26 protein-coding genes are annotated in these 25590 nt (G+C 58.9%); 11 read left to right on the forward strand and 15 right to left on the reverse strand.

The window, feature by feature from the left end; genetic code table 11:
- Positions 1–95 precede the first annotated feature (95 nt).
- A complete protein-coding gene (locus tag B5M06_RS13955) occupies positions 96–641 on the reverse strand; it encodes a fimbrial protein (RefSeq protein ID WP_205245585.1) in 546 nt (181 codons plus the stop codon).
- Positions 642–1175: 534 nt separating this feature from the next.
- On the opposite strand from B5M06_RS13955, the gene B5M06_RS13960 reads away from it, so the two are divergent.
- From B5M06_RS13960 to B5M06_RS13975, 4 genes are all read left to right on the forward strand, one after another.
- Positions 1176–2147, forward strand: a complete 972-nt coding sequence (locus B5M06_RS13960) for an ABC transporter substrate-binding protein (protein WP_054067129.1) — start codon at positions 1176–1178, stop codon at positions 2145–2147.
- A 76-nt stretch (positions 2148–2223) separates the two neighbouring features.
- Positions 2224–3108 carry an ABC transporter permease gene (locus tag B5M06_RS13965; RefSeq protein WP_054067128.1) on the forward strand — a complete coding sequence of 295 codons (885 nt, stop codon included), beginning with the start codon at positions 2224–2226 and terminating at the stop codon, positions 3106–3108.
- A 23-nt stretch (positions 3109–3131) separates the two neighbouring features.
- On the forward strand, positions 3132–3926 hold the full coding sequence (locus tag B5M06_RS13970; RefSeq protein WP_054067135.1) for an ABC transporter ATP-binding protein: 795 nt from the start codon (positions 3132–3134) through the stop codon (positions 3924–3926).
- A 371-nt stretch (positions 3927–4297) separates the two neighbouring features.
- Positions 4298–5302: a D-2-hydroxyacid dehydrogenase family protein gene (locus tag B5M06_RS13975; RefSeq protein WP_054067134.1), complete on the forward strand. Its 1005-nt coding sequence runs from the start codon at positions 4298–4300 to the stop codon at positions 5300–5302.
- Between the two features lie 17 nt (positions 5303–5319).
- Here the strand turns inward: B5M06_RS13975 and B5M06_RS13980 are convergent, their stop codons facing one another.
- From B5M06_RS13980 to B5M06_RS13990, 3 genes are read right to left on the reverse strand one after another with little or no spacing between them, the layout of a single operon-like run.
- Complete coding sequence (locus B5M06_RS13980; RefSeq protein WP_054067127.1) at positions 5320–5790, reverse strand: dihydrolipoyllysine-residue succinyltransferase component of 2-oxoglutarate dehydrogenase complex; 471 nt, start codon at positions 5788–5790, stop codon at positions 5320–5322.
- Positions 5787–6230, reverse strand: a complete 444-nt coding sequence (locus B5M06_RS13985) for a DNA polymerase III subunit chi (RefSeq protein WP_054067126.1) — start codon at positions 6228–6230, stop codon at positions 5787–5789. Before B5M06_RS13985 ends, B5M06_RS13980 begins: the two co-directional genes overlap by 4 nt.
- A 16-nt stretch (positions 6231–6246) precedes the next feature.
- A complete protein-coding gene (locus B5M06_RS13990; protein ID WP_054067133.1) occupies positions 6247–7788 on the reverse strand; it encodes a leucyl aminopeptidase in 1542 nt (513 codons plus the stop codon).
- 24 nt (positions 7789–7812) lie between these two features.
- On the opposite strand from B5M06_RS13990, the gene lptF reads away from it, so the two are divergent.
- The 7 genes from lptF to B5M06_RS14025 all read left to right on the forward strand — a co-directional run bounded on the left by lptF (position 7813) and on the right by B5M06_RS14025 (position 15458).
- On the forward strand, positions 7813–8910 hold the full coding sequence (lptF, locus tag B5M06_RS13995; RefSeq protein ID WP_054067125.1) for an LPS export ABC transporter permease LptF: 1098 nt from the start codon (positions 7813–7815) through the stop codon (positions 8908–8910).
- On the forward strand, positions 8907–10037 hold the full coding sequence (gene lptG, locus B5M06_RS14000) for an LPS export ABC transporter permease LptG (protein ID WP_054067124.1): 1131 nt from the start codon (positions 8907–8909) through the stop codon (positions 10035–10037). Before lptF ends, lptG begins: the two co-directional genes overlap by 4 nt.
- On the forward strand, positions 10016–10414 hold the full coding sequence (locus tag B5M06_RS14005; protein ID WP_054067123.1) for a sirohydrochlorin chelatase: 399 nt from the start codon (positions 10016–10018) through the stop codon (positions 10412–10414). The genes lptG and B5M06_RS14005 overlap by 22 nt, the downstream gene beginning before the upstream one ends.
- A gap of 61 nt (positions 10415–10475) precedes the next feature.
- Complete coding sequence (locus tag B5M06_RS14010) at positions 10476–11417, forward strand: CysB family HTH-type transcriptional regulator (RefSeq protein ID WP_054067122.1); 942 nt, start codon at positions 10476–10478, stop codon at positions 11415–11417.
- A gap of 45 nt (positions 11418–11462) precedes the next feature.
- Positions 11463–12623, forward strand: coding sequence for a pyridoxal phosphate-dependent aminotransferase (locus tag B5M06_RS14015; protein ID WP_054067132.1), 1161 nt, complete (start codon positions 11463–11465; stop codon positions 12621–12623).
- A 335-nt stretch (positions 12624–12958) separates the two neighbouring features.
- Complete coding sequence (locus B5M06_RS14020; protein ID WP_054067121.1) at positions 12959–14293, forward strand: GntP family permease; 1335 nt, start codon at positions 12959–12961, stop codon at positions 14291–14293.
- Between the two features lie 16 nt (positions 14294–14309).
- Positions 14310–15458, forward strand: coding sequence for a glycerate kinase (locus tag B5M06_RS14025; protein ID WP_054067120.1), 1149 nt, complete (start codon positions 14310–14312; stop codon positions 15456–15458).
- Positions 15459–15556: 98 nt separating this feature from the next.
- Here B5M06_RS14025 and B5M06_RS14030 read toward each other — a convergent pair whose 3' ends face one another.
- From B5M06_RS14030 to hemF, 11 genes are all read right to left on the reverse strand, one after another.
- A complete protein-coding gene (locus tag B5M06_RS14030) occupies positions 15557–16339 on the reverse strand; it encodes an ABC transporter permease (RefSeq protein ID WP_054067119.1) in 783 nt (260 codons plus the stop codon).
- The gene (locus tag B5M06_RS14035; protein WP_054067118.1) at positions 16336–17577 is read right to left on the reverse strand and encodes an ABC transporter substrate-binding protein; all 1242 of its coding nucleotides are present in this window, start codon (positions 17575–17577) and stop codon (positions 16336–16338) included. Before B5M06_RS14035 ends, B5M06_RS14030 begins: the two co-directional genes overlap by 4 nt.
- An 87-nt stretch (positions 17578–17664) precedes the next feature.
- The gene (locus tag B5M06_RS14040; RefSeq protein ID WP_240183939.1) at positions 17665–18504 is read right to left on the reverse strand and encodes an ABC transporter ATP-binding protein; all 840 of its coding nucleotides are present in this window, start codon (positions 18502–18504) and stop codon (positions 17665–17667) included.
- Positions 18505–18512: 8 nt separating this feature from the next.
- Positions 18513–19607, reverse strand: a complete 1095-nt coding sequence (locus B5M06_RS14045; RefSeq protein ID WP_054067116.1) for an acyl-CoA dehydrogenase family protein — start codon at positions 19605–19607, stop codon at positions 18513–18515.
- Positions 19604–20164, reverse strand: coding sequence for a carboxymuconolactone decarboxylase family protein (locus B5M06_RS14050; protein ID WP_054067131.1), 561 nt, complete (start codon positions 20162–20164; stop codon positions 19604–19606). The genes B5M06_RS14045 and B5M06_RS14050 overlap by 4 nt, the downstream gene beginning before the upstream one ends.
- 389 nt (positions 20165–20553) lie before the next feature.
- Positions 20554–20784: a hypothetical protein gene (locus B5M06_RS14055; RefSeq protein WP_054067115.1), complete on the reverse strand. Its 231-nt coding sequence runs from the start codon at positions 20782–20784 to the stop codon at positions 20554–20556.
- Between the two features lie 193 nt (positions 20785–20977).
- A complete protein-coding gene (gene rng, locus B5M06_RS14060) occupies positions 20978–22465 on the reverse strand; it encodes a ribonuclease G (protein WP_054067114.1) in 1488 nt (495 codons plus the stop codon).
- A 46-nt stretch (positions 22466–22511) separates the two neighbouring features.
- Positions 22512–23126, reverse strand: a complete 615-nt coding sequence (locus B5M06_RS14065; protein ID WP_054067113.1) for a Maf family protein — start codon at positions 23124–23126, stop codon at positions 22512–22514.
- Between the two features lie 182 nt (positions 23127–23308).
- Positions 23309–23776 carry a 23S rRNA (pseudouridine(1915)-N(3))-methyltransferase RlmH gene (gene rlmH / locus B5M06_RS14070; protein WP_054067112.1) on the reverse strand — a complete coding sequence of 156 codons (468 nt, stop codon included), beginning with the start codon at positions 23774–23776 and terminating at the stop codon, positions 23309–23311.
- Positions 23777–23782: 6 nt separating this feature from the next.
- Positions 23783–24451 carry a ribosome silencing factor gene (gene rsfS / locus B5M06_RS14075; protein ID WP_054067111.1) on the reverse strand — a complete coding sequence of 223 codons (669 nt, stop codon included), beginning with the start codon at positions 24449–24451 and terminating at the stop codon, positions 23783–23785.
- Between the two features lie 196 nt (positions 24452–24647).
- On the reverse strand, positions 24648–25589 hold the full coding sequence (gene hemF / locus B5M06_RS14080) for an oxygen-dependent coproporphyrinogen oxidase (RefSeq protein WP_240183940.1): 942 nt from the start codon (positions 25587–25589) through the stop codon (positions 24648–24650).
- Between the last annotated feature and the right edge of the window lies 1 nt (position 25590).

Here is a 25590-nt window from a genome sequence, read left to right on the forward strand (position 1 = left end):
CACACCCCCTAAAATGAAAAAAATTATGCAGCCGAACCTGAGGTCCGGCTGTGGTACTTTTCGCCTCTTATCGAAAGACGATAACTTTTACGAGCTTATTCGTAGCGCACTGCATACATCACTGCGCCGGAAACAGGACCAACGGTAGGTGCAGTCGATTCAGAGTAGTAGCGCACGGTGTAAGTCGCCGAGGTGCTGCTGCTGTTGGCTTCCAGCGTAAATGGGCTGGCTTCGGCAGGGCCGTTAGACAGAGGCATTGCCTGGTTGGCTGCGTCATCAAACAGCTGCAGAGACACGCCGGTTGCACCGTTAGCGCTGGTGTTATCCAGGTTGCCGTTGGTAGTTACAGGGCCCACTGCCGAGAAAACGGTCTTAAAGCTTTCTGCGGTTTGCGAAGGTGTGCAGCCTGTCACTTCGATGGTGAACTTGGTTTCACCGGCAGTGTTGCCAACGCCACCTGCCAGATCGCTTTGTGCAACGCTGGGCAGCAAAACGATAGGGTCGGTATTACCGGCTACTGAGAAAGTGCAAGTTTGGTCGGTCACTTCACCATCAAAGGTAATAGTGCTTGCCATGGCGAAGGGGGAAACCAGACCCAACAAAACGACGGCCATTCCTATGCGAATTACTTTACGGTTCATTTTTTGCTCCATATTCATGGTTAAAGGTTAGAAACGCCTTCTAAATTTCGTCTTAGCCTGATTCGCTTTTTTGACTCAATTTGTTGGGCACAGACGAATGTTATGAAATGGACCCCTTTTTCGGACTAAGACGATTCCGAATCGCAAATCCCACCCTGTTTATGGATGAAAAATCTTCGATGCCCAGCCTGGGCTGTCCCATACAGCGCACAGGCACTCCATGGCGGACGCTCTTGCGGCTTCACCTCGATCCCGACAAAGCCTGAGTGCTAGCTCATAAACTGCAAAAAACTTGTTCAGCACAAGTTTTTCTTGCATGCTCCCTTCGCTGTCTGCAAAATGCATTACACATTTTTGTATGCCATGCACATAGTCTGTACAACGTAGGCAATCTGTCACAAAACAAGGCTTGCCATGTACAGAGCCCTGACAGACTGACTTAGACTTGTTTGGCTTGTCTGGTCATTGGCCCAGACTTTGCTTGGTGAAGTAAACAGCCATCTTGGCTGGATAACAGCGGTGGAGATATCAAGAATGAACATCAAGTCTTGGGCACCTGTGGGTGCCGTCGTAGTCCTAGCGATTGCATCCCTGACAGGTACTGCCGTCGCGCAGGAAAAGTCTGTGGCGGTAACGGCCATCGTCGAACACCCTGCCCTGGATGCTGTCCGTGATGGCGTACAAGCTGCCCTGAAGGAAGCAGGTTATGAAAGTGGCAAGAATCTGAAATGGCAATACCAGAGCGCTCAGGGCAACACCGGAACCGCAGCGCAGATCGCGCGCAAATTTGTCGGTGACAAGCCTGATGCCATCGTTGCCATTGCCACGCCTTCTGCACAAGCTGTAGTGGCAGCCACCAAGACAGTGCCTGTGGTGTTCTCCGCCGTGACCGATCCAGTCGCCGCCAAGCTGGTGCCCAGCTGGGAAGCTTCCGGCACCAACGTCACTGGTGTATCTGACCTGCTGGCACTGGACAAGCAGATGGATCTGGTCAAACAGGTAGTACCTGATGCCAAGCGCGTGGGCATGGTCTACAACCCTGGTGAAGCCAACTCCGTCGTAGTCGTCAAGGAGTTGCAGAAACTCCTGCCCACCATGGGTATGACGCTGGTGGAAGCAGCAGCCCCTCGCTCCGTGGACGTGAGTAGCGCAGCTCGTAGCCTGGTCGGCAAGGTCGATGTGATCTACACCTCTACCGATAACAACGTGGTCTCTGCCTATGAAGCGCTGGTCAAGGTCGGCCAGGACGCAAAGATTCCGCTGGTTGCATCAGACACTGACTCCGTCAAGCGCGGTGCTGTAGCAGCCTATGGCATCAATTACCGCGATCTGGGCGAGCAAACAGGCCGTGTGGTGGCCCGTATTCTGAAGGGTGAGGCACCGGGCAGCATCAAGCCCGAGGTCAGCACCAAGCTGGAACTGTTCGTCAATCCTGCTGCGGCACAGAAACAGGGAATCGAACTGTCTGAAGCACTGATCAAGAGTGCTGCCGAAGTAGTGAAGTAATTCACTGCGCCAAGCAAGGCAGGCGCCAAATCACTGGCCCTGCCTTTTTTCTTATTCGCTTTCCGATTGCCCGTTCATGTCCCTGTTCTCACTGTTCGGCGCCATAGAAATTGGCCTGATCTTCGCCCTGGTGGCACTGGGTGTTTACATCTCCTTCCGTTTGCTGCGCTTCCCGGATCTGACCGTAGATGGCAGCTTCCCCCTGGGCGGCGCTGTCTGCGCAGTGCTGATTGCTGCCGGCATTAACCCCTGGCTGGCAACACTGGCAGCGACTGCCGCAGGCGCTATTGCAGGCACCATCACGGGCTGGCTGAACGTCAAGCTCAAGATCATGGATCTGCTGGCTTCGATCCTGATGATGATTGCGCTGTACTCCGTGAATCTGCGCATCATGGGCGGCCCGAACGTCCCCCTCATCAATGACCCTACGATCTTCAACATGCTGCAACCCGAGGGCGTGGACGACTACATCTTCCGCCCATTGCTGCTCCTGCTGATCGTCATCGCAGCCAAGCTGCTGCTGGACTGGTTCTTTGCCACCGAACGCGGCCTTGCCATTCGCGCCACAGGCTCTAACGCACGCATGGCCCGCGCACAAGGGGTCAATACTGGGGGCATGGTGCTGCTGGGCATGGCCATCTCCAATGCCCTGGTAGGCCTGGCCGGCGCCATGTTTGTGCAGACACAGGGCGGCTCCGACATCTCCATGGGCATTGGCACCATCGTGATTGGTCTGGCTGCCGTGATTGTGGGTGAGTCCATTTTGCCGTCGCGCAAAATCGTCTGGGCCACACTGGCCGTAGTCATTGGCGCTATCGTTTATCGCTTCTTTATCGCCGCAGCGCTCAACAGTGAATTCATCGGCCTGAAAGCGCAGGACCTGAACCTGGTCACTGCCGTACTGGTGACCATCGCACTGGTGATTCCACAACTCAAGCGCAAGCTTCGCCGCAAGTCTTAATGGGTGCAAAGGGAAAAAGAATCATGTTGAGCGCCAAAAACCTCGAACTTACTTTCAACCCCGGCACTCCGATTGAGACGCGCGCCCTGCGCGGTCTGTCGCTGGACATTCCTGACGGTCAGTTTGTAACCGTCATCGGCTCCAACGGTGCGGGTAAATCCACCTTTCTGAACACCATCTCCGGTGACCAGGCTGTCGACAAGGGCAGCATTTCCATCGCGGGTGAAGACATGACGCACAAGCCTGTCTGGGACCGAGCACACCGTGTGGCGCGTGTGTTTCAAGACCCCATGGCAGGTACTTGTGAAGATCTGAGCATTGAAGAAAACATGGCACTGGCCCATCGCCGAGGGGTGTCCCGCGGGCTATCACTGGCCGTTAAAAAGGAGCACCGTGAGCTGTACCGCGAGCGTCTGGCGATCCTCGGACTGGGTCTGGAAAATCGCCTGACCGACCGCATAGGGCTGCTGTCAGGTGGTCAGCGCCAGGCAGTCAGCCTGCTCATGGCTGCCCTGCAGCCCTCGCGCATTTTGCTGCTGGATGAGCACACGGCAGCGCTGGACCCCCGTACAGCCGACTTTGTACTGCAGCTGACCGAACGCATCGTGGCCGAAAGTAAGCTGACCACCATGATGGTGACCCACTCCATGCGTCAAGCGCTGGATGTGGGCGAGCGCACTGTCATGCTGCATCAAGGGCAGGTGGTGCTGGATGTGTCGGGTAAAGAGCGCGCCCAAATGGATGTCACGGACTTGTTGCACATGTTTGAAAAAGTGCGTGGCGAAAAGCTGGCGGATGATGCCCTGCTGCTCAGCTGATTGAGAAACTCCAAAAATCATAGCTTCCAACGCTTGCTGTGTAAGCGCTGGAAGCTATTTTTATGTTTATCAGCAGCATCAACATCTGACAAGCCTTGGGAGAGAACTCTTGCACTGCGTACCGTTACTTACGCCTGCTCCGTGCTCACGCAAGACCTTCCATCACAATAGCGTCTGCTACAGACAGAGGTAAGGCATGCTTGGCCAGAAGCTGCCATGTTTGTGCAATAACTACAGCACCTGGCTGAAGGCTTTCTGCAAAAGTGACCTGTCATGTTAGGGTGCTGTCACCCGTTTCAGCGCAATTGTTCTTCCTGCGCAGGTCAGCCAAGACGTATCTCGCTCAACCCGTGATTTCCGAACACCACACCATCCAAAACATTGTCATTCTTGACGACTACCAAGATGCAGTGCGCAAGCTGCAGTGTGCTGCGCGGCTTGATGGTTTTAACACCAAGGTCTTTACCAATTCAGTCAAAGGCGTTGGGCAGCTGGCAGTGCGCTTGCGAGATGCAGATGTCATCGTGCTTATACGGGAACGCACCCAGATTACACGCCAGCTGCTTCAAAAGCTGCCACGCCTGAAACTCATTGCGCAGGTTGGCAAGGCAGGGCCGCACCTGGATGTGCAGGCATGTACTGAGTACGGCATTGCCGTGGCTGAAGGCGTGGGTTCGCCGACAGCGCCTGCTGAGCTGACCTGGGCCCTGATCATGGCCGCCATGCGTCGCCTGCCGCAGTACATCTCCAACCTCAAGCATGGCGCCTGGCAACAGTCAGGCCTTAAGGCCGCATCCATGCCAGCTAACTTCTCGCTGGGCACGGTCCTGCATGGCCGCACGCTGGGCATATGGGGTTATGGCCGCATTGGCCGCCTGGTAGCAGGTTATGGACGTGCTTTCGGCATGAATGTCATGGTGTGGGGCAGTGAAACCTCGCGCCAGCAAGCTGAAAACGATGGCTTTCGCGCTGCAGCGAGCAAGGCCGCCTTGTTTGCCGAAAGCGATGTGCTGAGCCTGCACCTGCGGCTGCACCCCGAGACACAGCACACTGTGCAGCCCGAGGATCTGGCACTGATGAAGCCCACTGCCCTGCTCGTCAATACGGCACGTGCGGAGCTGATCGCACCAGATGCCCTGGTCACGGCCTTACAGCTGGGCAGGCCAGGACTGGCAGCTGTAGATGTGTTCGAGAGCGAGCCCATTTTGCAAGGGCACGCCTTGCTGCGCATGGAGAACTGTATTTGCACACCCCACATTGGCTATGTCGAGCAAGACAGCTATGAGCTGTACTTTGGTGCTGCTTTTGACAATATTCTGAATTTTGTTCAGGGCCAGCCCAGCAACATTCTGAATCCGCAAGTGCTGCCTGGCTGACGATGCCTCAGCCTGAATCAAGGGTGGCGTGAGCGGGTCCTGAGCTGCTCCAGCTCCTGAGTTACGGCTTCCTGCACGGCATTGACCACCATGGCATCAATTTCTGCACGCAGCAGCTTGTAGAGGGTTTGCGTCTGCAGCTCCTGCACGACTTCTGTCAGCGTGGCATGCAGCCGCTCCTGCAGATTGGCCTGCACCCGTGCCATGACGCGTGTGCGTAAAGCCTCTGTGGCTTCAGCACTGTCCAGCACATTCGCAGGGATGGCGGCATCCTGAGCTTCGACTGAAGCTGGTATGAATGCCTCCTCAGCAGACAGCGTTGCCTCTGGGACCAGTACTTCCCGTGCTGCCTCTTCTACTGCGGGTGTAGCAGGCGCAGAAGCTTCAGACTCCGGCTGTGCTGAAGGTGCAGCAGGTGGCACTTCCACCACATCAGTCAAGGTTGGCACAAAACGCGGCGGCTGGCGCGGTGGGTTCATGGCCGTCATGCAGATGGCCCTTCCTTCAGTACCAGATCAAAACGCTCTATCTGATAGCCTGCCTGCTGATAGGCGCGCCAGCGCTGACGTGCCTGTGCCCTGTCCTCTTCGTCAAAGCTGGAGACCACCTCTACGACCCGGTCAAAGGCCTCCAGACCTTCGGGCATGTATTCACCCAGGTGCAGCAGTACCTCATGGTAGCTGCTGTGCATGGCTTGCTCAACCAGATGGACAGGAGCCAGTGCAAACAACTGCGCGTCATCGCCATAGACTGCGTGGGCCAGAAACTCATGCCCGGCAAACTTCCACAGACGACCAGACAGCGCACGCAGACGGTCCATGGGAGCGACCACAGTCACACGTGCGTCATGGCGCAATGCCTTGCGAATGAAGCGGCACGCGTAATCGAGCTTGTCTGGCGCATTAAAGTGAAAAGCAATGCTGGGCATGCGTATTCAGTCCCTCTCAGCCCTGTACTACAGGCTTGGCACTTGCCTTGCGCTTGGGAGCACTGGCAGTTTTGGCCTTGGTCACAGCAGCTGGTTTCTTGGCTTTGGCAGGCGCGGACTGCACGGCATCCACGAGGTATTGCACCAGCAAGGGCACGGGGCGACCGGTTGCGCCCTTGGCAGCACCTTCCTTCCAGGCCGTACCGGCGATGTCCAAGTGTGCCCAGGGCATATTGCCCACAAAGCGCTGCAGGAACTTGGCGGCGGTGATCGAGCCACCCGCACGACCTGCCACATTGCCCATGTCCGCAAAATGGCTCTTCAGGCCTTCTGCGTAATCGTCATCCAGAGGCATGCGCCAGCACAGGTCATCGCTCTTGTCACCTGCCAGCTGCAGTGCCTGCGCCAGATCGTCACGGTTGGCATACATGCCCGAGCGCACACCACCCAATGCAATCACGCAGGCACCGGTCAGCGTAGCGATATCGACCACAGCCGCAGGCTTGAAGCGCTCGGCATAGGTCAGCGCATCACACAGCACCAGGCGACCTTCGGCATCGGTATTCAGAATTTCAATCGTCTGGCCGCTCATGCTGGTGACCACATCACCAGGCTTGACAGCGCCGCCATCGGGCATGTTTTCGCAGGCAGGAATCAGTCCGACCACATTGATGGCCGGTTTGAGTTCCGCCAAAGCACGGAACACGCCCAGCACGCTGGCAGCGCCGCACATGTCGAACTTCATTTCGTCCATGGCCGCCGCAGGCTTAAGGGAAATACCGCCTGTATCAAAGGTAATGCCCTTGCCAACCAGCACCACAGGTGGCTCAGACTTGGCCGCGCCGCTGTAGCTCAGCTCAATCAACTGCAGAGGTTCTTTGGAGCCCTTGGCCACGGCCATGAAGGCGCCCATGCCCAGCTTTTCCACGTCCTTGGGGCCGTGTACCTTGCACTGGATAGCTGCATGCTTGGCGAGGTCCTTGGCCGCCTGCGCCAGCATGGTGGGGGTGGCATGGTTGGCAGGGCGGTTACCCCACTCTTTCGCCAGGCTCTGGCCCAGAGCGACTGCCACAGCCTGCTCAAATTCGGCATTGACTGCCGCCTTGTTCTGTACACCCAGCGTGACCTTGTTCAAGGCAGGCTTTGTCACCTTGGATTTGGTCAGGGTGTAGACATAGCTGGTATCTGCAATGCATTGCACGCTGGTGCGTACGGCCTGGGCGGCATCTTCCACTGCAGCCAGGTACACGAGGGCATGCTTGACACCGTCGGCCTTCAGGCAGGCAGCAGCGCTTTGCATGGCGTTGCGGATATCGCGCACCGAAGCCGCGCCAATACCCAGCAACAATACACGGCGCGCCTGCACGCCTGCAGCCTGGTAAAGCTGCAGCGATTTGTCAGCGGCCTGCGACCAGTCACCGTGCTTGCTGGCACTTTGCACCAGTGCTGACAAAGGGTCTTGTTCAGGCTTGAAGGACTCAGGCACCAACAATACAAGAAGATCACACTTTGCTGCGGCAGCGCCAGACAGATTCAAAGCCTTCAGTTCAAAGTTCATAATCAGCATTTTCCTTTGCAGCCAATGTTATTCGATTCATCCATACGCAAGGAGCTGGGACGCAGCTTCGGAGCCACTCTGGTGGTGCTTATCACCGTGGTGATGACCATGATGCTGATCCGCACCCTGGGCCAAGCCACCAAAGGCACCGTCAGCCCTTCTGACGTCATGCTGGTCATGGGCTTTACCGTGCTTGGACAGATGTCCACCATTCTGACACTGAGCCTGTTTGTCGCAGTGGTAGGGACATTGGCACGCATGTACCGCGACAGCGAAATGGCGATCTGGTTTTCCAGTGGTCAGGGACTGGCCAGCATGCTGCGCCCTATCTTGCGTTTTGCCTGGCCGATTATTGCAGTGATCGCAGCACTCTCTTTGCTGGTCTGGCCCTGGAGCAACCAGCAGATTCAGCAGCTGCGCGCGCAGTTTGAGCAGCGCAGCGATATTGATCGCATTGCGCCCGGTGAGTTTCAGGAATCCTCCGATGGCTCTCGCGTGATCTTTATTGACAAAGACCGCGTCTCTGATGAGGCTGCAAACAATATTTTTCTCGTGGAGCGCCGCCAGGGCCGCGAATTCGTCACCTCGTCTAAAACCGCACACGTCGAGCAAGCCGATGATGGCTCGCGCAATGCCGTGCTCACCGCCGGTCAGCGCCTTGAGACAGACCCTGCCACCGGCCAGACGAAACTGACGCGCTTTGATGTCTATAAGCTGCGCCTTGAAGAAGGCGGTGCCGTACGCCCCTATGTCACCGCACGCTCCTTGTCTACGCTGGAGCTGATTCGCAATCCCTCGGCCGTCAACCTGGCGGAAGCAGGCTGGCGTGCCGGCCTGCCGCTGGCTGCTTTTAACCTGCTGATCCTGGCGCTTGTCATCACCATCGTGAACCCACGTGCCGGGCAGAGCAGCAGCTTGCTCGTGGCCTTGCTGACCTTTGTGGTCTATTACAACCTCATGAGCATCGGCCAAAGCTGGGTGGCTTCTGGCCGCATGTCGCTGCTGACATACATGCTAGGCATTCATGGCGGTCTGCTTGCCATCGCCGTGTTCGGGCTGACCCTGCGCCACAAACGCTGGCGTTTCAAAGATCTCTTTCAGCGCCGTGGAGTGGCAGCATGAAGACACTTCGCAAACTCATTTACCGCGATATTTTCAGTGCCGTGGGCTTTGTGGCACTGGCCTTTCTGGCCATGTTCTTTTTCTTCGATCTGCTCGATGAAATGGGCAACGTGGGCCGCAACTACGGCGGTGTGACCTACACCATCTGGATGGCACTGCTGACCGTGACGCTGGACATCCCCAGCCACCTGTACGAACTGCTGCCCATTGCCGTGCTGATTGGCAGTATTTTTGTGATGGCCCGCTTTGCCCAGAGCTCGGAATTCACCATCATGCGGACCAGCGGTCTGGGGCCCTGGCTGGCGCTGCGCACCATGCTCACCATCGGTGCCTGCTTTGTGGTGCTGACTGTTGCTGTTGGTGACTATATTGCCCCGGCGGCAGAGCGCATGGGCCTGATTGTCAAGGCCAAATACCTGGGTCGCGTGTCTACCTCGGGTGCAACCGGCGCGTGGCTCAAGGAAAAGAACGATGGCGACACTCTGGCCGTCAACGTCCGCACCGTGCGTGCTGATGGTGCCATCACCGGTATCCGTATCTTCAACTTTGACCCGCAAGGCCGCATCACCTGGCAAATCCATGCGCAAAACGGCCACGTCGAAGAAACAGACAACCTGTGGAATCTGGAGCAGGTGCGCATCACACGTTTTGCGTACAAGGATGGTTCCGCCAAGATTGAAGACGCTGTGGAAATGGCGCGTGAGCAGCTGCCCAGCTATCAATGGAAGACTGGCATTACGACCGCCATGCTGATGGCCGCCGTCAACAAGCCTGACCGCATGCCCACGCTGGAGCTGTTCCAGTTCATTCAGCATCTGAAGGCCAATGACCAGTCCACGCAGAAGTACGAAATCGAGTTCTGGCGCAAGGTTTTCTACCCCCTGAGCTGCCTGGTCATGGTGGTGCTGGCCCTGCCCTTTGCCTATCTGCACTTTCGCTCCGGCGGCATTGCGGCCTATGTGTTTAGTGGCGTGATGGCGGGCATCAGCTTCTTCATGCTCAACAACGTATTTGGCTATGCAGGCAATTTGCAGAACTGGTCACCCATGCTGACCGCTGCTGCCCCTGGCTTTATCTACTCACTGCTTTCACTGGGGGCATTCACATGGCTGGTGCTGCGCCGCTGAACACAGACGCCCGGGCGGGCGTCATTTTCTTTGCCCATGGTTCGCGCGATCCGCTGTGGCGTCAGCCCATTGAGGCGGTAGCTCAGGCCCTCAAGGCACGTTACCCGCATGCCTTGTGTGCATGTGCCTATCTGGAGCTGACGGAGCCCGACCTTGCCACGGCGGCCCAAGGCCTGATTGCCCAAGGCTGCACGCACATCACCATCCTGCCCATGTTCCTGGGCACAGGGCGCCATGCACGCAATGACTTGCCCGTGCTGGTTGATGGCTTGCGCCAGCAGCACCCTGCCGTGGAGTTCGAGATCGCTACCGCCGTGGGTGAAGACCCCCGTGTTACCGAACTGCTGGCAGTCATTGCCGCACAATACACTGCATAAGATTGGAAATCTTTAGATGCTTCGCTCATAATAAGCAAAACATCGTTAAAACCTTCCTCTTATGAACCTCCACCAGTTCCGATTCGTGCAAGAAGCGGCGCGCCGCAACCTCAACCTCACGGAAGCCGCCAAAGCGCTGCACACATCGCAGCCTGGTGTGTCCAAAGCCATCATCGAGCTGGAAGAGGAACTGGGCATTGACATCTTTGCCCGCCATGGCAAGCGCCTCAAGCGCATCACAGAGCCCGGCCAGCACGTGCTCAAGAGCATTGAAGTCATCATGCGTGAGGTCGGCAACCTCAAGCGTATTGGCGAGCAGTTCAGCGCGCAGGACAGCGGCACGCTCAGTATTGCCACCACCCACACGCAGGCGCGCTATGTGCTGCCGCACGCAGTGGCCAAGCTGCGCGCCAGCTACCCCAAGGTCAATATCAGCCTGCATCAGGCCACCCCACACGAAGTCGCGCGCATGGTGCTCGATGAAGTGGCAGAAATCGGCATGGCGACCGAGTCACTGGCGGACTACCCGGATCTGGTCACCCTGCCCTGCTACGAATGGCAGCACGTGCTGGTGGTCCCCGCCAGCCACCCCCTGGCTACCAAGGACCGCATTGGCCTGGACGATCTGGCCAATGAACCGCTGATTACCTACCACCCCTCCTTCACGGGCCGTGGCAAGGTAGATGCGGCCTTTGCCACCCGCAAGATCGAGCCCCACATCGTGCTCGAAGCCATTGACTCTGACGTGATCAAGACCTATGTGCGTCTGGGTCTGGGCATCGGCATCGTGGCCGAGATGGCCATGCGTGATGACCCCGGTCCAGATCTGGTCTCGCGCCCACTGGGCCACCTGTTTGGCCAGAGCGTCGCGCGCGTCGCCTTCAAGCGCGGTGCCTATCTGCGCAACTTTGTCTACAAGTTTGCCGAGACGCTGAGCGACCGCCTCTCGCGCGAGTTGATCCTGCGTGCCATGAGCGGTCACGTCAACGACTACGAACTCTGATTGCCTGCTTTTGTACGGGATGCCTTGGGCATCCCTTTTTTTGCCATGACTACACCTGTCACCCCTACTTTTCCCAGCAAGCTGCCCCATGTAGGCACCACGATTTTTTCCGTCATGTCGGCACTGGCGAACGAGCACCAGGCCGTGAATCTGGGCCAGGGCTTCCCGGATTTTGGTTGCGACCCCAAGCTGCTGGATGCAGTGACTGCCGCCATGCAGGCAGGTCACAACCAGTACCCCCCCATGCCCGGCGCCGCACCCCTGCGTGAAGCCGTAGCTGCCAAGATCGAAGCCCTGCATGGCAAACGCTATGACGCGAACAGCGAAATCACCATCACGGCAGGCGCCACGCAAGCCATATTGACCGCCATTCTGGCGACCGTGCATGCGGGCGATGAGGTCATTGTGCTGGACCCTTGCTACGACAGCTACGCACCCAACATCGAGCTGGCAGGCGGCGTGGTCGTGCGCGTGCCGCTCACGCCCGGTACGTTCCGCCCTGACTTTGCCAAGATTGCCGCTGCCATCACGCCCAAAACGCGCCTGCTCATCATCAACACCCCGCACAACCCCAGTGCCACCATCTGGACCGCTGAGGAAATGCGCCAGCTGGAAGACCTGCTCGCCCCCACCAATGTGCTGCTCATCAGCGATGAGGTGTACGAGCACATGGTGTTTGACGGTGCCCAGCACGAAAGCGCGGCGCGCTTTCCCGGTCTGGCAGCGCGGGCCTTTATCGTGTCCAGCTTTGGCAAGACCTACCACGTCACGGGCTGGAAGGTGGGCACCGTGGCCGCGCCTGCGGCGCTGACGGCAGAGTTCCGCAAGGTGCACCAGTTCAATGTGTTCACCGTCAACACCCCCATGCAGATGGGTCTGGCCAGCTATATGGCAGACCCCAGCCCGTATCTGGACCTGCCCGTCTTCTACCAGCGCAAGCGCGATCTGTTTGCCGAAGGGCTGCGCGGCACGCGCCTGAAGCTCCTGCCCACCACTGGCACCTATTTCCAGTGCGTAGATATTTCCGGCGTGACAGACATGAACGAGTCCGACTTCTGCCAGTGGCTGGTCAAGGAAATTGGCGTGGCTGCCATTCCGCTGTCTGCCTTCTATGGCGATGGTTTTGACCAGCAGGTCGTGCGCTTTTGCTTTGCCAAGCAGGATGCAACCCTGCAGGCAGCGATTGAGCGTCTGCGCAAGCTGTAATACACGCAGCACTGACTGCTGATATCAAAAAGGGAGCTGCTAGCGCGCTCCCTTTCTTGTTTTCAGGCACTTATATGTCACAAATGCTTGATTTATCAGCGCTAGCCGCTCTCAAAAATAAACTGCATGCAGGCAAATGCTCATGCAGGTTTCATGGCAGCAGCCGCTCAGCCAGAGGAGAACCCGCTCCTATAATAGCTTTTGATGGCAAGCATGCAATCCCACAGTGCATGACTTATCAGGTTGCCGCCACCGCCCAGCGCCCTGCCCGCACCTGCCGTGAAGACGCAAGCCGCCCTCTGCGCAAGATTTCCCAAAAATCAGGTAAATAACCTATGAGCAGCATTGCTATCTCTTCACTTCTTGTGGCCCTGAGCATCGTGGCCATTGTCTACCTCACGGCAAAAGTCAAATTCAGCGTCTTTGGCTCGCTGTTTGCCGTGTCCATTGTGCTGGCGCTGTCCACCAATGTGCCGGTCGAAAAAGTCATCGATCTGCTCAAAACCAGCTTTGGCAACACGCTGGGCGGCATTTCCTTCATCATCATTTTTGGCGCCGCCATCGCGGTATGCATGGAGCGCAGCGGCGGTGCGCTCAGCATTGCCACCCATATTCTGAAAAAAGCCGGTGAGCGCAATGCCAAGCCAGCGCTGGCCTGGACGGGGTTTATTCCGGGCCTGACCATCTTCTGTGACACGGGCTACATCATTCTGAGCGGCATTGCGCGCAGTATCAGCGCCAAATCCAGGACCCCCATGCCGCTGATGGCGGCTATTTTGGGCTCTTCACTCTACGCCGTGCACTGCCTTGTGCCTACCCACCCCGGTGCGCTGGCGGCTGCGAATACGCTGGGCGCCAACCTCGGGCTGTTCATTCTGGCCGGCGTCATCTTTGCCATTCCCGGTCTGCTGGCTGCCTACTACTGGGCCAACTTCATGAGCAAAGGGCAAGACTACGCCCCTGCTGCCATGGAAGTGGATGAACTCCAGAGCGACCGCCCCCTGCCCCCCTTCTCGCATGCACTGCTGCCCGTGGTGCTGCCGCTGGTGCTGATCTCTATTTCCACCTTGCTGACCACCCTGGGCCTGAAGACCGGCTTTGCGGTCTATCTGCATTTCCTGGGCAACCCCGTGATTGCCCTGCTGGCAGGCATGCTGTGTGGTCTGTGGCTGCTCAGCCGCAACGGTGGCAAACAAGGCGACTTTACAGATGTTCTGGAACAAGCCATTGTCAAGGCTGGTCCCATCCTCATCATCACCGCAGCGGGCGGCATGTTTGGTGCCGTGATCAGGGAAACCGGCGTGGGAACTGCACTGGGCGAGGCACTGAGCAGCGCTTCCGTCGGTCTGCTCGTGCCATTCATCATCGCCGCGCTGCTCAAGACCGCACAGGGCTCGTCCACGGTCGCAGCGCTGACCACCGCCGCCATCGTCACCCCCAGCCTGGCCAGTTTTGGCCTGGACTCCGAAATGGGCCGTCTGTTTGCTGTCCTGGCCATTGGTGCAGGCTCCATCGTGGCCTCGCACGCCAATGACTCCTACTTCTGGGTGGTGACCAAGTTCTCCAACATCGAGATGCAGCAGTCGCTGCGCGTGTTTACCACCTCGACCATTGTGATGGGTACGGTCACGTTTGCCTGCATCTGGTCCGCCAGCGCTTTCATGCTGTAAGCAACGGGTACTTGTCATGAAAATTGTGATCGCTCCCGACTCCTACAAGGAAAGCCTGTCTGCACTGGAAGTGGCTACGCAGATTGAACTGGGCTTCAAGGAAGTCTTTCCTGACGCCCAGTACGTCAAAGTGCCCATGGCCGATGGCGGCGAAGGTACGGTGCAAGCCATGGTCGAAGCCACCAATGGCCGCATGGTGGATGTGCAGGTCACTGACCCCCTCGGCCAGCCGGTGCAGGCCTTCTATGCGCTGTCAGGCGACGGCCGCATGGCCATGATCGAGATGGCTGCAGCCAGCGGGCTGGCCCTGGTGCCACGCGAGCAGCGCAACCCACTGCTCACGACCAGCTACGGCACAGGGGAACTCATCCTGGCTGCGCTGGATGCCGGTGCACGCCACCTGATTCTGGGCCTGGGCGGCAGCGCTACCAACGATGGCGGCGCTGGCATGCTGCAGGCGCTGGGCGTGCAGCTGCTGGATGCCCACGGCCAATCCATCACCCGTGGCGGAGCAGCGCTGGCCCAGCTGGCACGCATGAATGCCTCTGGCATAGACCAACGTCTGGCCGCATGCACCATTGAAGTGGCCTGCGATGTGGACAACCCGCTGACCGGCCCCCGCGGCGCTTCCGCCATCTTTGGCCCGCAAAAAGGCGCAACGCCAGACATGGTGCAGCAGCTGGACGCCTGCCTGCATCACTTTGCCCACATTATCCAGCGCGATCTGGGCGTGGATGTAGATCAAGTGCCAGGCGCAGGTGCTGCTGGCGGCATGGGCGCTGCCATGCTGGCCGTGCTCCAAGGCCAGCTGCGCCCCGGCTGCGAAATCATTGCCCAGGCCGTGGGCCTGCACCAAGCCGTGCAAGGCGCGGATCTGGTGATTACCGGCGAAGGCCGCATCGACCAGCAGACCATTTTTGGCAAAACCCCGTTTGGCGTGGCAACCGTTGCACGCCAGCATGGCGTGCCCGTGGTGGGTATTGCTGGCAGCCTGGGGCACAACGCCCATGTGGTGCATGCACATGGCATTCACGCCATCTTCAGCGTGCTCAGCCGCCCCTGCAACATCCTGGAAGCCGTGGCCGAAGCCGCATTCAATGTACGCAGCAGCGCGCGCAATATTGCTGCCATGCTGGCCTTGGGACAGGGTCTGGGCAAGCACTGAGCCAGTCCGGCAAAACACAAAGGGAGCTTTCAAAGCTCCCTTTTTTATGCATCAAATATGCCTCTAGCGCTTATGCAGCAAGCGCTGACAGCTATGGTTTATGCACTCCTTGCGCCTGCATCTACCCAGCGGCTGCTGGCTGTGCGGGCCAGCCAGTCCAGCACAAAGCCGAGGCACCCAATCACCACAATGCCTGCCATGAGCTCGTCATAAGCAAGGCGGTCACGTGTGTCGAGGATGAAATAGCCCATGCCTGCCGACACCCCCAGCATTTCGGCGGGCACCAGCACAATCCAGCCAATACCCAGCGCCAGGCGAAAGCCGGTGAGTACATGCCGCACAATCCCCGGCAGCACGATGCGCGTCACCAGCTCCCAGTGCGTGGCAGACAGGCTGGCGGCCAGCTGCAGCCAGTGCTTGTCCAGCGATGCTACCCCCGTGGCGGTGTTGAGCATGATGGGCCAGACGGCCGCAAAGCTCAGCAGGAACACCACGGGTGACTCGCCCACGCCCAGCGCCATCACGGCCAGTGGCATCCACGACAGGGGCGAGACCATGCGCAGAAACTGAAACAACATACCCGTGAGCTTGTTGAACCACTGCGACAGCCCGATGCATATGCCCAGCGGCACGCCAATCAGCAAGGCAATCAGCAGCGACAGCCCAATGCGCTGCAGGCTCAGGGCCATGTGCGTCCATAGCTCGCCCGTTGCCAGCAAGCGCCACAGCGCGGAGAAACCGGCCGCAGGCCCGAAGGCCTCGCGTATGGCATCCACATCTGACAGGTAACGTGCCCCCCAGGCCCACAGCAGCACGGCGAGCCCCAGGCCAATCGCAGGCCAGAGCAAGCGCTCGGCCCAGACCTTCAGGCTAAGGCTCATGGGGCAATCACTTCCTGGCGGGTAAAGCTTTCGGCATAGCCAAAGGCCTTGAGGCCACCGACTTGCTGCAGCGCCTGCTTCACAAAGCGGTCATCGACCAGATCTCTGGCGACAAAGCTGGGGTCCAGTTTTTCAAGGAAGGCCGTATTGCCTTCCACATAGGTGTTCTGCAGCGCCTTGACCAGTTCTTCAGTGTACGAGGCATAGGGATAAGGCTGAAAGTCAATGCGGCGCTGCTTCCACTCGGGGTGCTGAATCACGCCATCGCGCTCGTACTGCGCCATTTCGGAAGTTGCCAGCACCTTGGACAGCGCAGGCAGGCCGTGCGGTGTGTACTTGCCAGGGCCGCTGCTGGCCAGCAGCTTGGCGGTATCCAGCTGGTTGTTGCGTGTCCACAGCTGGGCCTTGACCACGGCATTGGTCACGCGCTGTGCCCATTCGGGGCGCTCGGCAATGTCGCGCTCAGACAGCGTCAGCAGACAGCAGGCATGGTTTTGCCACACATCGCCCACAAAACGCAGCACCTTGCCCACGCCATTGACCTCAGCCGCAGCCACAAAGGGCTCAGCCACGATATAGCCCGCCACGGACTTGCTGGCCAGGGCTGAGACCATCTCTGCGGGCGGCATGACAACCAGATTCACCTCATCCTTGGCCAGTGCGCCGCTGCGGGGCTTGCTCACGGCCTTGAGGCCATTGGCGCGCAGCAGCTGCTGCAGCACGATGTTGTGGATGGAATACCAGAACGGAATCGCCACCTGCTGACCACCCAGGTCTTTGACCGAGTTGATGTGCTTGGCCACCGCAATGGCCGAGCCATTCATATGGTTCCATGCCACGACCTTGGCACCGTACTGCGAGCCATAGCGCACAAACATGGTGGTGGGCGAGAGCAGATGCACCACGTTCACCTGCCCTGCCACAAAGGCTTCAATGATCTGCGCCCAGGTGCGGAACAGGCGCGGCTTTTCGGTGCGCAGGCCTTCGGCCTCAAACAGCTGGCGGCTGTGGGCCACCAGCAGCGGCGTGGCATCGGTAATGGGCAGATAGCCAATGCGCACGGGCACATCATCGCCCTTGCTGGCCCGCGCGGCCGCATCACCGGCACGCAGCAGCGGTGCAGCGGCAGCACCTGTCATGGCGGTAATGCGCAGCCAGTCGCGACGGCTGATGCCGCAGTCGCAGCTCGATGATGCGCAGATATGCTGGTAGTTCAATGTTTGGCGTTCTTGGGGCATTGCATCTCCTCGAAAAAATGGAAAGAAGGGCCACAGACTGTGGACCTGGCCCTGCCTGTTGGGTTTGCGAAAAACGTGGGGAATGACTCAGTGCGCAGGCACAGCTGCAGTGCGCAGTGCCTGCAAGGCAGCCAGAATTTCCAGCCGCAGCGCGGTCATGGCGGCGATCTGCGCACATCGGGGCTGCGCAACATTGACCTGCCACTGGCGCACTACGCAGCCGCCCTGGCGCTCAGGGTGCTGTGGGTCGTGCGGGGCCATCAGCACAATGCGGTCAGCCACCAGAATGGCTTCGTCAATATCGTGCGTAACCAGCAGCGCGGCGGTATGCCAGCGGTGGACCACATCCACCAGCAGGCTTTGCATCTCGGCACGCGTGATGGCATCCAGCGCTGAAAACGGCTCATCGGCCAGCAGCAGCTGCGGCTCGCGCGCCAGCGCACGGGCCAGTGCTACGCGCTGGGCCATGCCGCCGGATAGCTGTGCGGGGTAAAGCTTTTCCTTGCCCTTCAGGCCCACGGCTTCGATCGCCTGGACCACCCGCTGGTGCTGCAGCGCAGCATCCAGCTTCGGCTGTCTGGCAAAGTTCAGTCCAAAGGCCACATTGGCCTGCACGCTCAGCCACGGCAGCAGGCTGGCATGCTGAAACACTACGGCAGCCCGTGGGTGCGGCTCGGTCAAGGGCTTGCCCAGAAACTCCACCGTGCCCTGTGCAGGGGCTTGCAGCCCGGCCAGGGTGCGCAGCAGGGTGGATTTGCCGCAGCCTGAGCCGCCCAGCAGGCAGACAATTTCCTGGGCGCGAATGTCCAGATCAATGCCCTGAAACACCGGCGCACCAGTGCCATAGGCATAGCTCAGGCCACGGGCCTGCAGAGCCAGCGGCGCCTGGCTGACTGGTACCGCAGCTGGCTTGACAAAATCAGCCACGGGCGGGTTCATGCAGCCACCGTTGTTGCGGGTGCGGACTGGCGCAGCAACTCGCCTTGCAGCTGGGTCAGGCTGGGCGTGACCACAGGCACAAAGGCCGATTCCTGCAGGCGACGGCCAAAGTCTGGCAAATGGCTGCGCAGATAGGCGCGCCCGCCCGAGCCCTGCAGCTCCAGCTGTATCGCTTCCTGCACCAGCGCTGCCAGCGTCAGTCGAATATGGAACAGCGCCGCCGCATCCTGGACGAACTGGCCGCTATCCAGCCCCTCGCGCAGCAGCTGCCATTGGGTCTCGAGCACCTCCCAGGCACGGGTGATGCGTGGCTGCAGCACTTCACGCGCTGCCCCTACCTGCTCTGCCGCACGCAATGCTGCGCGGATCAGGCCTATGGACATGCCGCACTGCAGGCTCAAAAACATGGGGCGTGCGCGCTTCAAAAAGCCCAGACCTTCTTCGGCCAGCACACTGTAGGCAGGTACTGCCACGCTCTCCAATGCAATGGCAGCCGTATTGCTGCCGCGAAGGCCGAGCAAGTCCAGATCGTCGGAGCGGCGCAAGCCTGCACTGCTGCTTTCCAGCGCCACGATGATGGGCTGCGCTCCTGCTTGTGCAGGCTGCACGGCAGCCGCCACCACAAACCCGGCCCTGCGCAGGTTGGTTACCCACGGCATGCGGCCCGTTACCTGGCGCGCGCCGCCCTCACCGCTTTGCTCCTGCACCTGCAAGGGCTCGAGCTGGGAGAGGAACTTCATGGCGTTCGACAACCCTGTCGCCCCCGCCAGAGTGCCGCCAAGCAGGCCGGGCAGCCAGCGCTCGCGGGCGGCATGGTTGTCGCTCACGCACAGATAGTCGATAAAGGCGCGCTGCGCCCACAGCACAAAGGCCGCTGTGAGCGAATGCTCCGCCACCTCGGCAATGGCTTGCACAGCCTGGTGTGGCACCTGTCCGCCGCCGCCCAAGGCTGTGGGCACGGCAATACCAAACAGGCCTGCACGGCCCAGTTGCTCCAGCAGCGCATCGCCCTGCGCGTCACTTTCGTGCAAAGCCGCAGCATGCGTGCGCAGCCAGCTTTGCAGCGCAGGAGTCAGATAGCTTGCACTCATGCCGTGAACACGCCGGGCGCGAAGGGCTGGAGTTCGGGGTTGATGGCAGGCTTGGCCAGGTTATTGGCAAAGTTGCACAGCGTGGCCAGGCTCACACCCAGCACCACTTCCAGCGCCTGCTGGTCGCCAAAGCCTGCGGCCTTGAAGGCTGCCAGTGCCTCATCGCTGACCGCGCCACGTGTGGCGATCACGGCCTGGGTAAAGGTTTGCACGGCATCCAGGCGGGCATCGCCTGTAGGCAGGCCTTGTTGCAGCTGCAGTGCCACTTCACGTGAAAAACCGGCTTTCTTGGTGCCTACCGCCGTGTGACCGGCCAGGCAGAAGTCGCAGCCATGCACCTTGGCAGCGGTGAGCTGCACCACCTCACGCTCGGGCAGCCCCAGCGAAGCCTTTGCATTGATGCCGCCCACGGTCAGATAGGTTTCCAGCGCTGCCGGCGCATGGGCCAGCACGCCAATCAGATTGGGGAGAAAGCCGTTGTTAGCCAGTGCCTTTTGCACAAAAGGCTGGCTGGCTTCAGGGGCGGTCGTGGTGTCTAGCAGTGGCAGTCGGGACATGGCGAAGGTGGTTTTCAAATCGTTCAAACAGGGCTGCTGCACATACTGACAGCAGCATCTTTGTGCGCATTATGAAAACCGCCCTTCTGACTACCAACGAATATTTGCTCAGTTTTTTATATCCAAAACATCTTAGAAACAAAGCCTATGAGCACATACGCTGTATATTTAAAAGAAAACCATAGCTGCTAGCGATGAATTTATAAGGATTTCAAACACTTATCACCTTGAAAAGCTTACCAATTAATCGCTGACAGCTCCTTTTTTTGAATGTCAGAACGCTGCATACCGGCTGCGCTGCAAACTCCAGATGCAAAAAAAGCGCCATGGGCTTTGGGGCCCAGGGCGCTTTGTCCGTGCGTTCAGCAGATGTCTGCCGTCGGCGTTGTTCAGAAACTCAAATCCATACCCAGGCTGGTGGCCAGATAAAACGTCAGGTACATCACCAGACCAACCGCAGCCACAAAGCCCCCTACCACCATGGTGCTGGTGAGCAGCAAGGTGCGCGAATCTTCGCCCTTTTTCTTGCCCTGCTCGTAGTGCCACTTGATGGCATAGAACATGCACGCGCCGAACACAAGCGCCTTGAACGTGATAAAGGCTACTGGTACCCAATCCATGGTGAAAAATTTCCTAGCTGTAACGAAGCCCGGGCCTTCGGGCGGCTGCGGGTCTCAAAATGCTGCGGCAGCAGCTTCAATGTTTTCAAACATTGTTGAAATTGACGTGGATCATACTCCTCTCACCCCATGAGAGCATGCAGCAGCCGCCACCTTCCGGGATACGTTCGCTACCCAGATGCGGAGGCGCAGCTTAGATCAACACAATGTCGTACTGCTCTTGCGAAAGAGCACCTTCTGTCTGCAAAGAGATGGGCTTGCCAATGAAGTCACTCAGGCCCGCCAGATGCTGGCTTTCTTCATCGAGCAGCAGATCAATCACATCCGGATTCGCCACCACACGGAATTCCTTGGGGTTGAACTGGCGTGCTTCACGCAGGATTTCACGCAGGATTTCATAGGCCACGCTGCGCACGGTCTTTACCGAGCCCTTGCCCTGGCAGACGGGGCATGGCTCACACAGCATGTGCGCCAGCGACTCGCGCGTGCGCTTGCGCGTCATCTCCACCAGCCCCAGCTGCGAGAAGGTGCCTGCCATCGTCTTGACGCGGTCGCGTGTGAGCTGCTTGCGCAGTTCATCGAGCACCTGCTCACGATGCTCTTCGTGGGCCATGTCAATAAAGTCCACGATGATGATGCCCCCCAGATTGCGCAGCCGCAGCTGGCGCGCAATGGCCTGCGCCGCTTCCAGATTGGTTTTGAAGATGGTGTCATCAAAATTGCGTGCACCGACAAAGCCGCCGGTGTTCACGTCAATCGTCGTCAGCGCCTCGGTCTGATCAATGATCAGATAGCCGCCAGACTTCAGATCCACCCGCTTGCCCAGTGCCTTGGCGATTTCTTCGTCCACTGCGTACAGGTCAAAAATCGGCCGTTCGCCCTTGTACAGCTGCAGCTTGGTGGCAGCGCTGGGCATGAACTCCTTGCCAAAGGCCATGAGCTTGTCGAACTGCTCGCGCGAGTCAATGCGAATGCTCTGCGTCTGCTCGCCCACCAGGTCGCGCAGCACACGCTGCAGCAGGTTCAGGTCCTGGTGCAGCAAGGTCATGGGTGGCTGCGTGATGGCCGCGTTCTTCACACGTGCCCAGGTCTTGCGCAGGTAGGCAATGTCTTCTGCCAGTTCTTCATCGCTCGCATCTTCGCCGTTGGTGCGCAGAATAAAACCGCCGCCGCCACCGTTTTCGCGCAGGCCCACCAGCTTTTGCAGGCGTGCGCGCAGTGCATCGCGTTCTTCCGCAGGAATTTTCTGCGACACGCCAATGTGCTCATCCTGCGGCAGGTGCACCAGCAGGCGACCTGCAATGCTGATCTGCGTGGACAGACGTGCGCCCTTGGTGCCGATGGGGTCCTTGATGACCTGCACCACAATGGACTGACCTTCAAACACCTGGTGCTCAATCGGCTTGAGCGGCTCGTTCTTGCGCGCGATCATGGGCGCGTCGCCGCTTTCATGGCGCTGCCACACATCGGCCACATGCAGGAAGGCGGCACGCTCCAGGCCAATGTCGATAAAGGCCGACTGCATGCCCGGCAGCACACGCGAGACTTTGCCCAGATAGATATTGCCCACCAAGCCACGCTCCAGCGTGCGTTCGATGTGCAGTTCCTGCACAGCGCCCTGCTCTATCACAGCCACACGCGTTTCCTGCGGTGACCAGTTAACCAAAATATCTTGCTGCATGTCTTGTCTGTTTTTTTGAGGGGTTGTGTGCTGCCGATACCGTGGCTTACAGCTTCCAGCCAATTTGACGCAGCAATTGCGCCGTTTCAAACACGGGCAAACCCATGATGCCTGAATAACTGCCGTCCATGTGCTCGATCATGGCTGCAGCCAGACCCTGTACGCCGTAGGAACCGGCCTTGCCAAAAGGCTCGCCCGAAGCGACATAGGCATCGATCTGTGCCTCAGTCATGGGCATGAAGCGTACTTTGGATACAGACAGTGTCTGCAGGCGCTGCGCCCCATGCTGTACCGCTACGGCCGTCAGCACTTCATGCGTCTGCCCGGAGATCTTGCGCAGCATGGCTTTGGCGTCCTGCGCATCTGCGGGCTTGCCCAGAATTTCTGTGCCCAGTGCCACCGTGGTGTCTGAGGTCAGCACCGGTGCCACAGGCAGGCCACGGCGCTGCAGGCGTGCCACAGCGGCGTCCAGCTTCAGGCCTGTGACGCGCTGCACATAGTCGCGCGGCGCTTCGCCCGGCAGTACCACCTCAATGGCTTCGGCATCTTCCTGGATGTCACCATCGGTATTGGCTACCAGAATTTCATGGCGCACACCAATTTGCTGCAGCAGCTGGCTGCGACGGGGGCTCTGAGAAGCGAGATAGAGAAATTCAGGCATAGAGAAATATCAAGTAAATTGGCTTGTAGCGCTCATCAGTCAAGCGCAAGAAGCTATTAAAAAAATAGTATCAGTTGCGCAGGCAGACTGCAATCCGCAAGCACCTTATGTGCCTGGCGCTGCACCAAAACAAAGGCCCGGCTGGTCAGCACGGGCCTTGTAGATGCAAGCAGCAGCAGCGATTACTCGCGGTGATAAGGGTGTCCGGCATTCACGGACCACGCACGGTACAGCTGCTCAATCAGGAGCACACGCACCATGGCATGTGGCAGCGTCATGTCAGACAGACGAATCTTTTCATGCGCGGCCTGCTTGAAAGCAGGATCCAGCCCATCTGGGCCGCCAATGACCAGCGCTACGTCATCGCCTTCGAGCTGCCAGCTTTGCAGCCGTGCAGCCAGCGCCTTGGTGGTCAGGTTGGTGCCACGCTCGTCCAGTACCACAATGCGTGTGCCGCGAGGAATCGCAGCTTCAATGCGCTTGCGCTCCGCAGCGTACAGGGTCTCGACGGTCTTGGAGCCACGGGGCTCGGTCTTGACAGCCTTGAGTTCGACCTTGAGCTCCGGAGGAAAGCGCTTGGCGTAATCGTCGTAAGCCGTCTGCGCCCAGTCAGGCACATGCTGGCCTACGGCCACAATCAGCAGCTTCATGCTTGATTACTTCTTGGCTGCAGCCTTCTTGGCACCGCCGCGGGGTGCGGTGGGCTTGATCACCACAGTCTTCACCGCAGAAGCAGGCTTCTTGGCTGCAGGCTTTTTCGCGGCAGTCTTTGTTGCAGCAGGCTTGGCAGCTGCGGTCTTGGTGGCGGCAGACTTCTTGGCAGCAGCCTTTTTCACCACGGTCTTGCCATCTACAGCAGCCACAGCCTTCTTGGCTGCAGGCTTTTTGGCGGGCTTGCCTTCTTCAGAAGCATCTTCTGAAGCAAAAATCTTGGCGGGCTTGGCACCGCCGAGCTTCAGGCGCACAGGCTTTTCGCCCCAGATTTCTTCCAGGCGGTAGTACTGGCGAATCACAGGCTGCATGATGTGCACGACGCAGGCGCCGCAGTCCACGATGATCCATTCACCGTTTTCTTCACCTTCGTTGCGGGGCACTTTGAAGCCAGCCTTCTTGACGGCATCACGCACACTGACAGCCAGTGCCTTGGTCTGGCGGTTCGAAGAGCCTGTTGCAACGATGACGCGCTCAAACAGTGGAGAGAGGTGTTCGGTGTTGAACACCTGAATGTCTTGGGCCTTGACGTCTTCCAGGCCATCGACGATGGCACGCTGGAGTTTGGTCACGTCTTTTTTGGCTGCGGAATCCGATTGGGTGGAAGTGCTCATCAGGCGATGTCTGGTTGGAAAGTTCCGGTCAAATATAGCGCGGTGCATGTGCGAGCAACAACGCCCCTCATATGCCGCCCCGCGCAGACAGGGCTTTTATTGTGTTTGTAAAAAAAGAAATGCCGGCCACAGGCAATCTGAGGCCGGCAGCTACGGAAATTATAGTTTTCCTGCAGCACAAGCGCTGTGCGCTGGCTCAAAGCCAATCGCGGCGTACCAAGAATTCACTGAGCAGGCGAGCCTCTGGCGTGCCTTCAGCGTCCTGACGCTGGTAGCTCCAGTTCGCATGCAAGGGCATGGACAGCAAAATGGACTCTGTGCGCCCACCCGATTGCAGGCCAAAGTGCGTGCCACGGTCCCAGACCAGGTTGAACTCTACATAGCGACCACGGCGGTAGCGCTGAAAGTCCACCTGCTGCTCACCGTAGGCCATGGCCTTACGGCGTTCCACGATGGGCAGGTAGGCCTTCAAGAAGGCATCGCCCACCGAGCGCAGCATGGCAAAGCCCTGCTCCTGACCCAGCTCGCTGAAGTCGTCAAAGAAAATGCCGCCAATGCCGCGCTGCTCGTTGCGGTGCTTCAAGTAGAAATACTCGTCGCACCACTTTTTAAAGCGCGGGTACAGGTCCGCACCAAACGGCTCCAGGGCGCTCTTGCAGGTCTGGTGAAAGTGCACGGCATCTTCTTCAAAACCGTAGACCGGCGTCAAATCCATGCCGCCACCAAACCAGCAGGTCTTGGGCTGACCTTCATGGCCGGCTGCGATCATGCGCACATTCATATGCACCGTGGGCACATAGGGGTTGCGCGGGTGAAACACCAGCGAAACACCCATGGCCTCAAACGGTGCACCAGCCAGCTCAGGCCGGTGCTGCGTGGCCGAGGGCGGCAGCTGCGCGCCCTTGACGTGGGAGAACCCACAGCCAGCGCGCTCGAACACCAGTCCATTTTCCAGAATCTTGGTGATGCCATCGCCCTGCAGACGCTCTTGAGCGCCCTTTTGCCAGGGGTCTGCCAGAAATTTGGCAGCGCCCTCACCGGCTTGCGCCTCCACATCCTCCAGCGCCTGGGTGATGCGCGCCTGCAAATCCAGCAGATACGCACGCACCTGCGGCACGGTAGCAGTGAATTCTTGCAAG

Source organism: Comamonas kerstersii, from assembly GCF_002056725.1.
GTDB classification, from domain to species: domain Bacteria; phylum Pseudomonadota; class Gammaproteobacteria; order Burkholderiales; family Burkholderiaceae_C; genus Comamonas; species Comamonas kerstersii.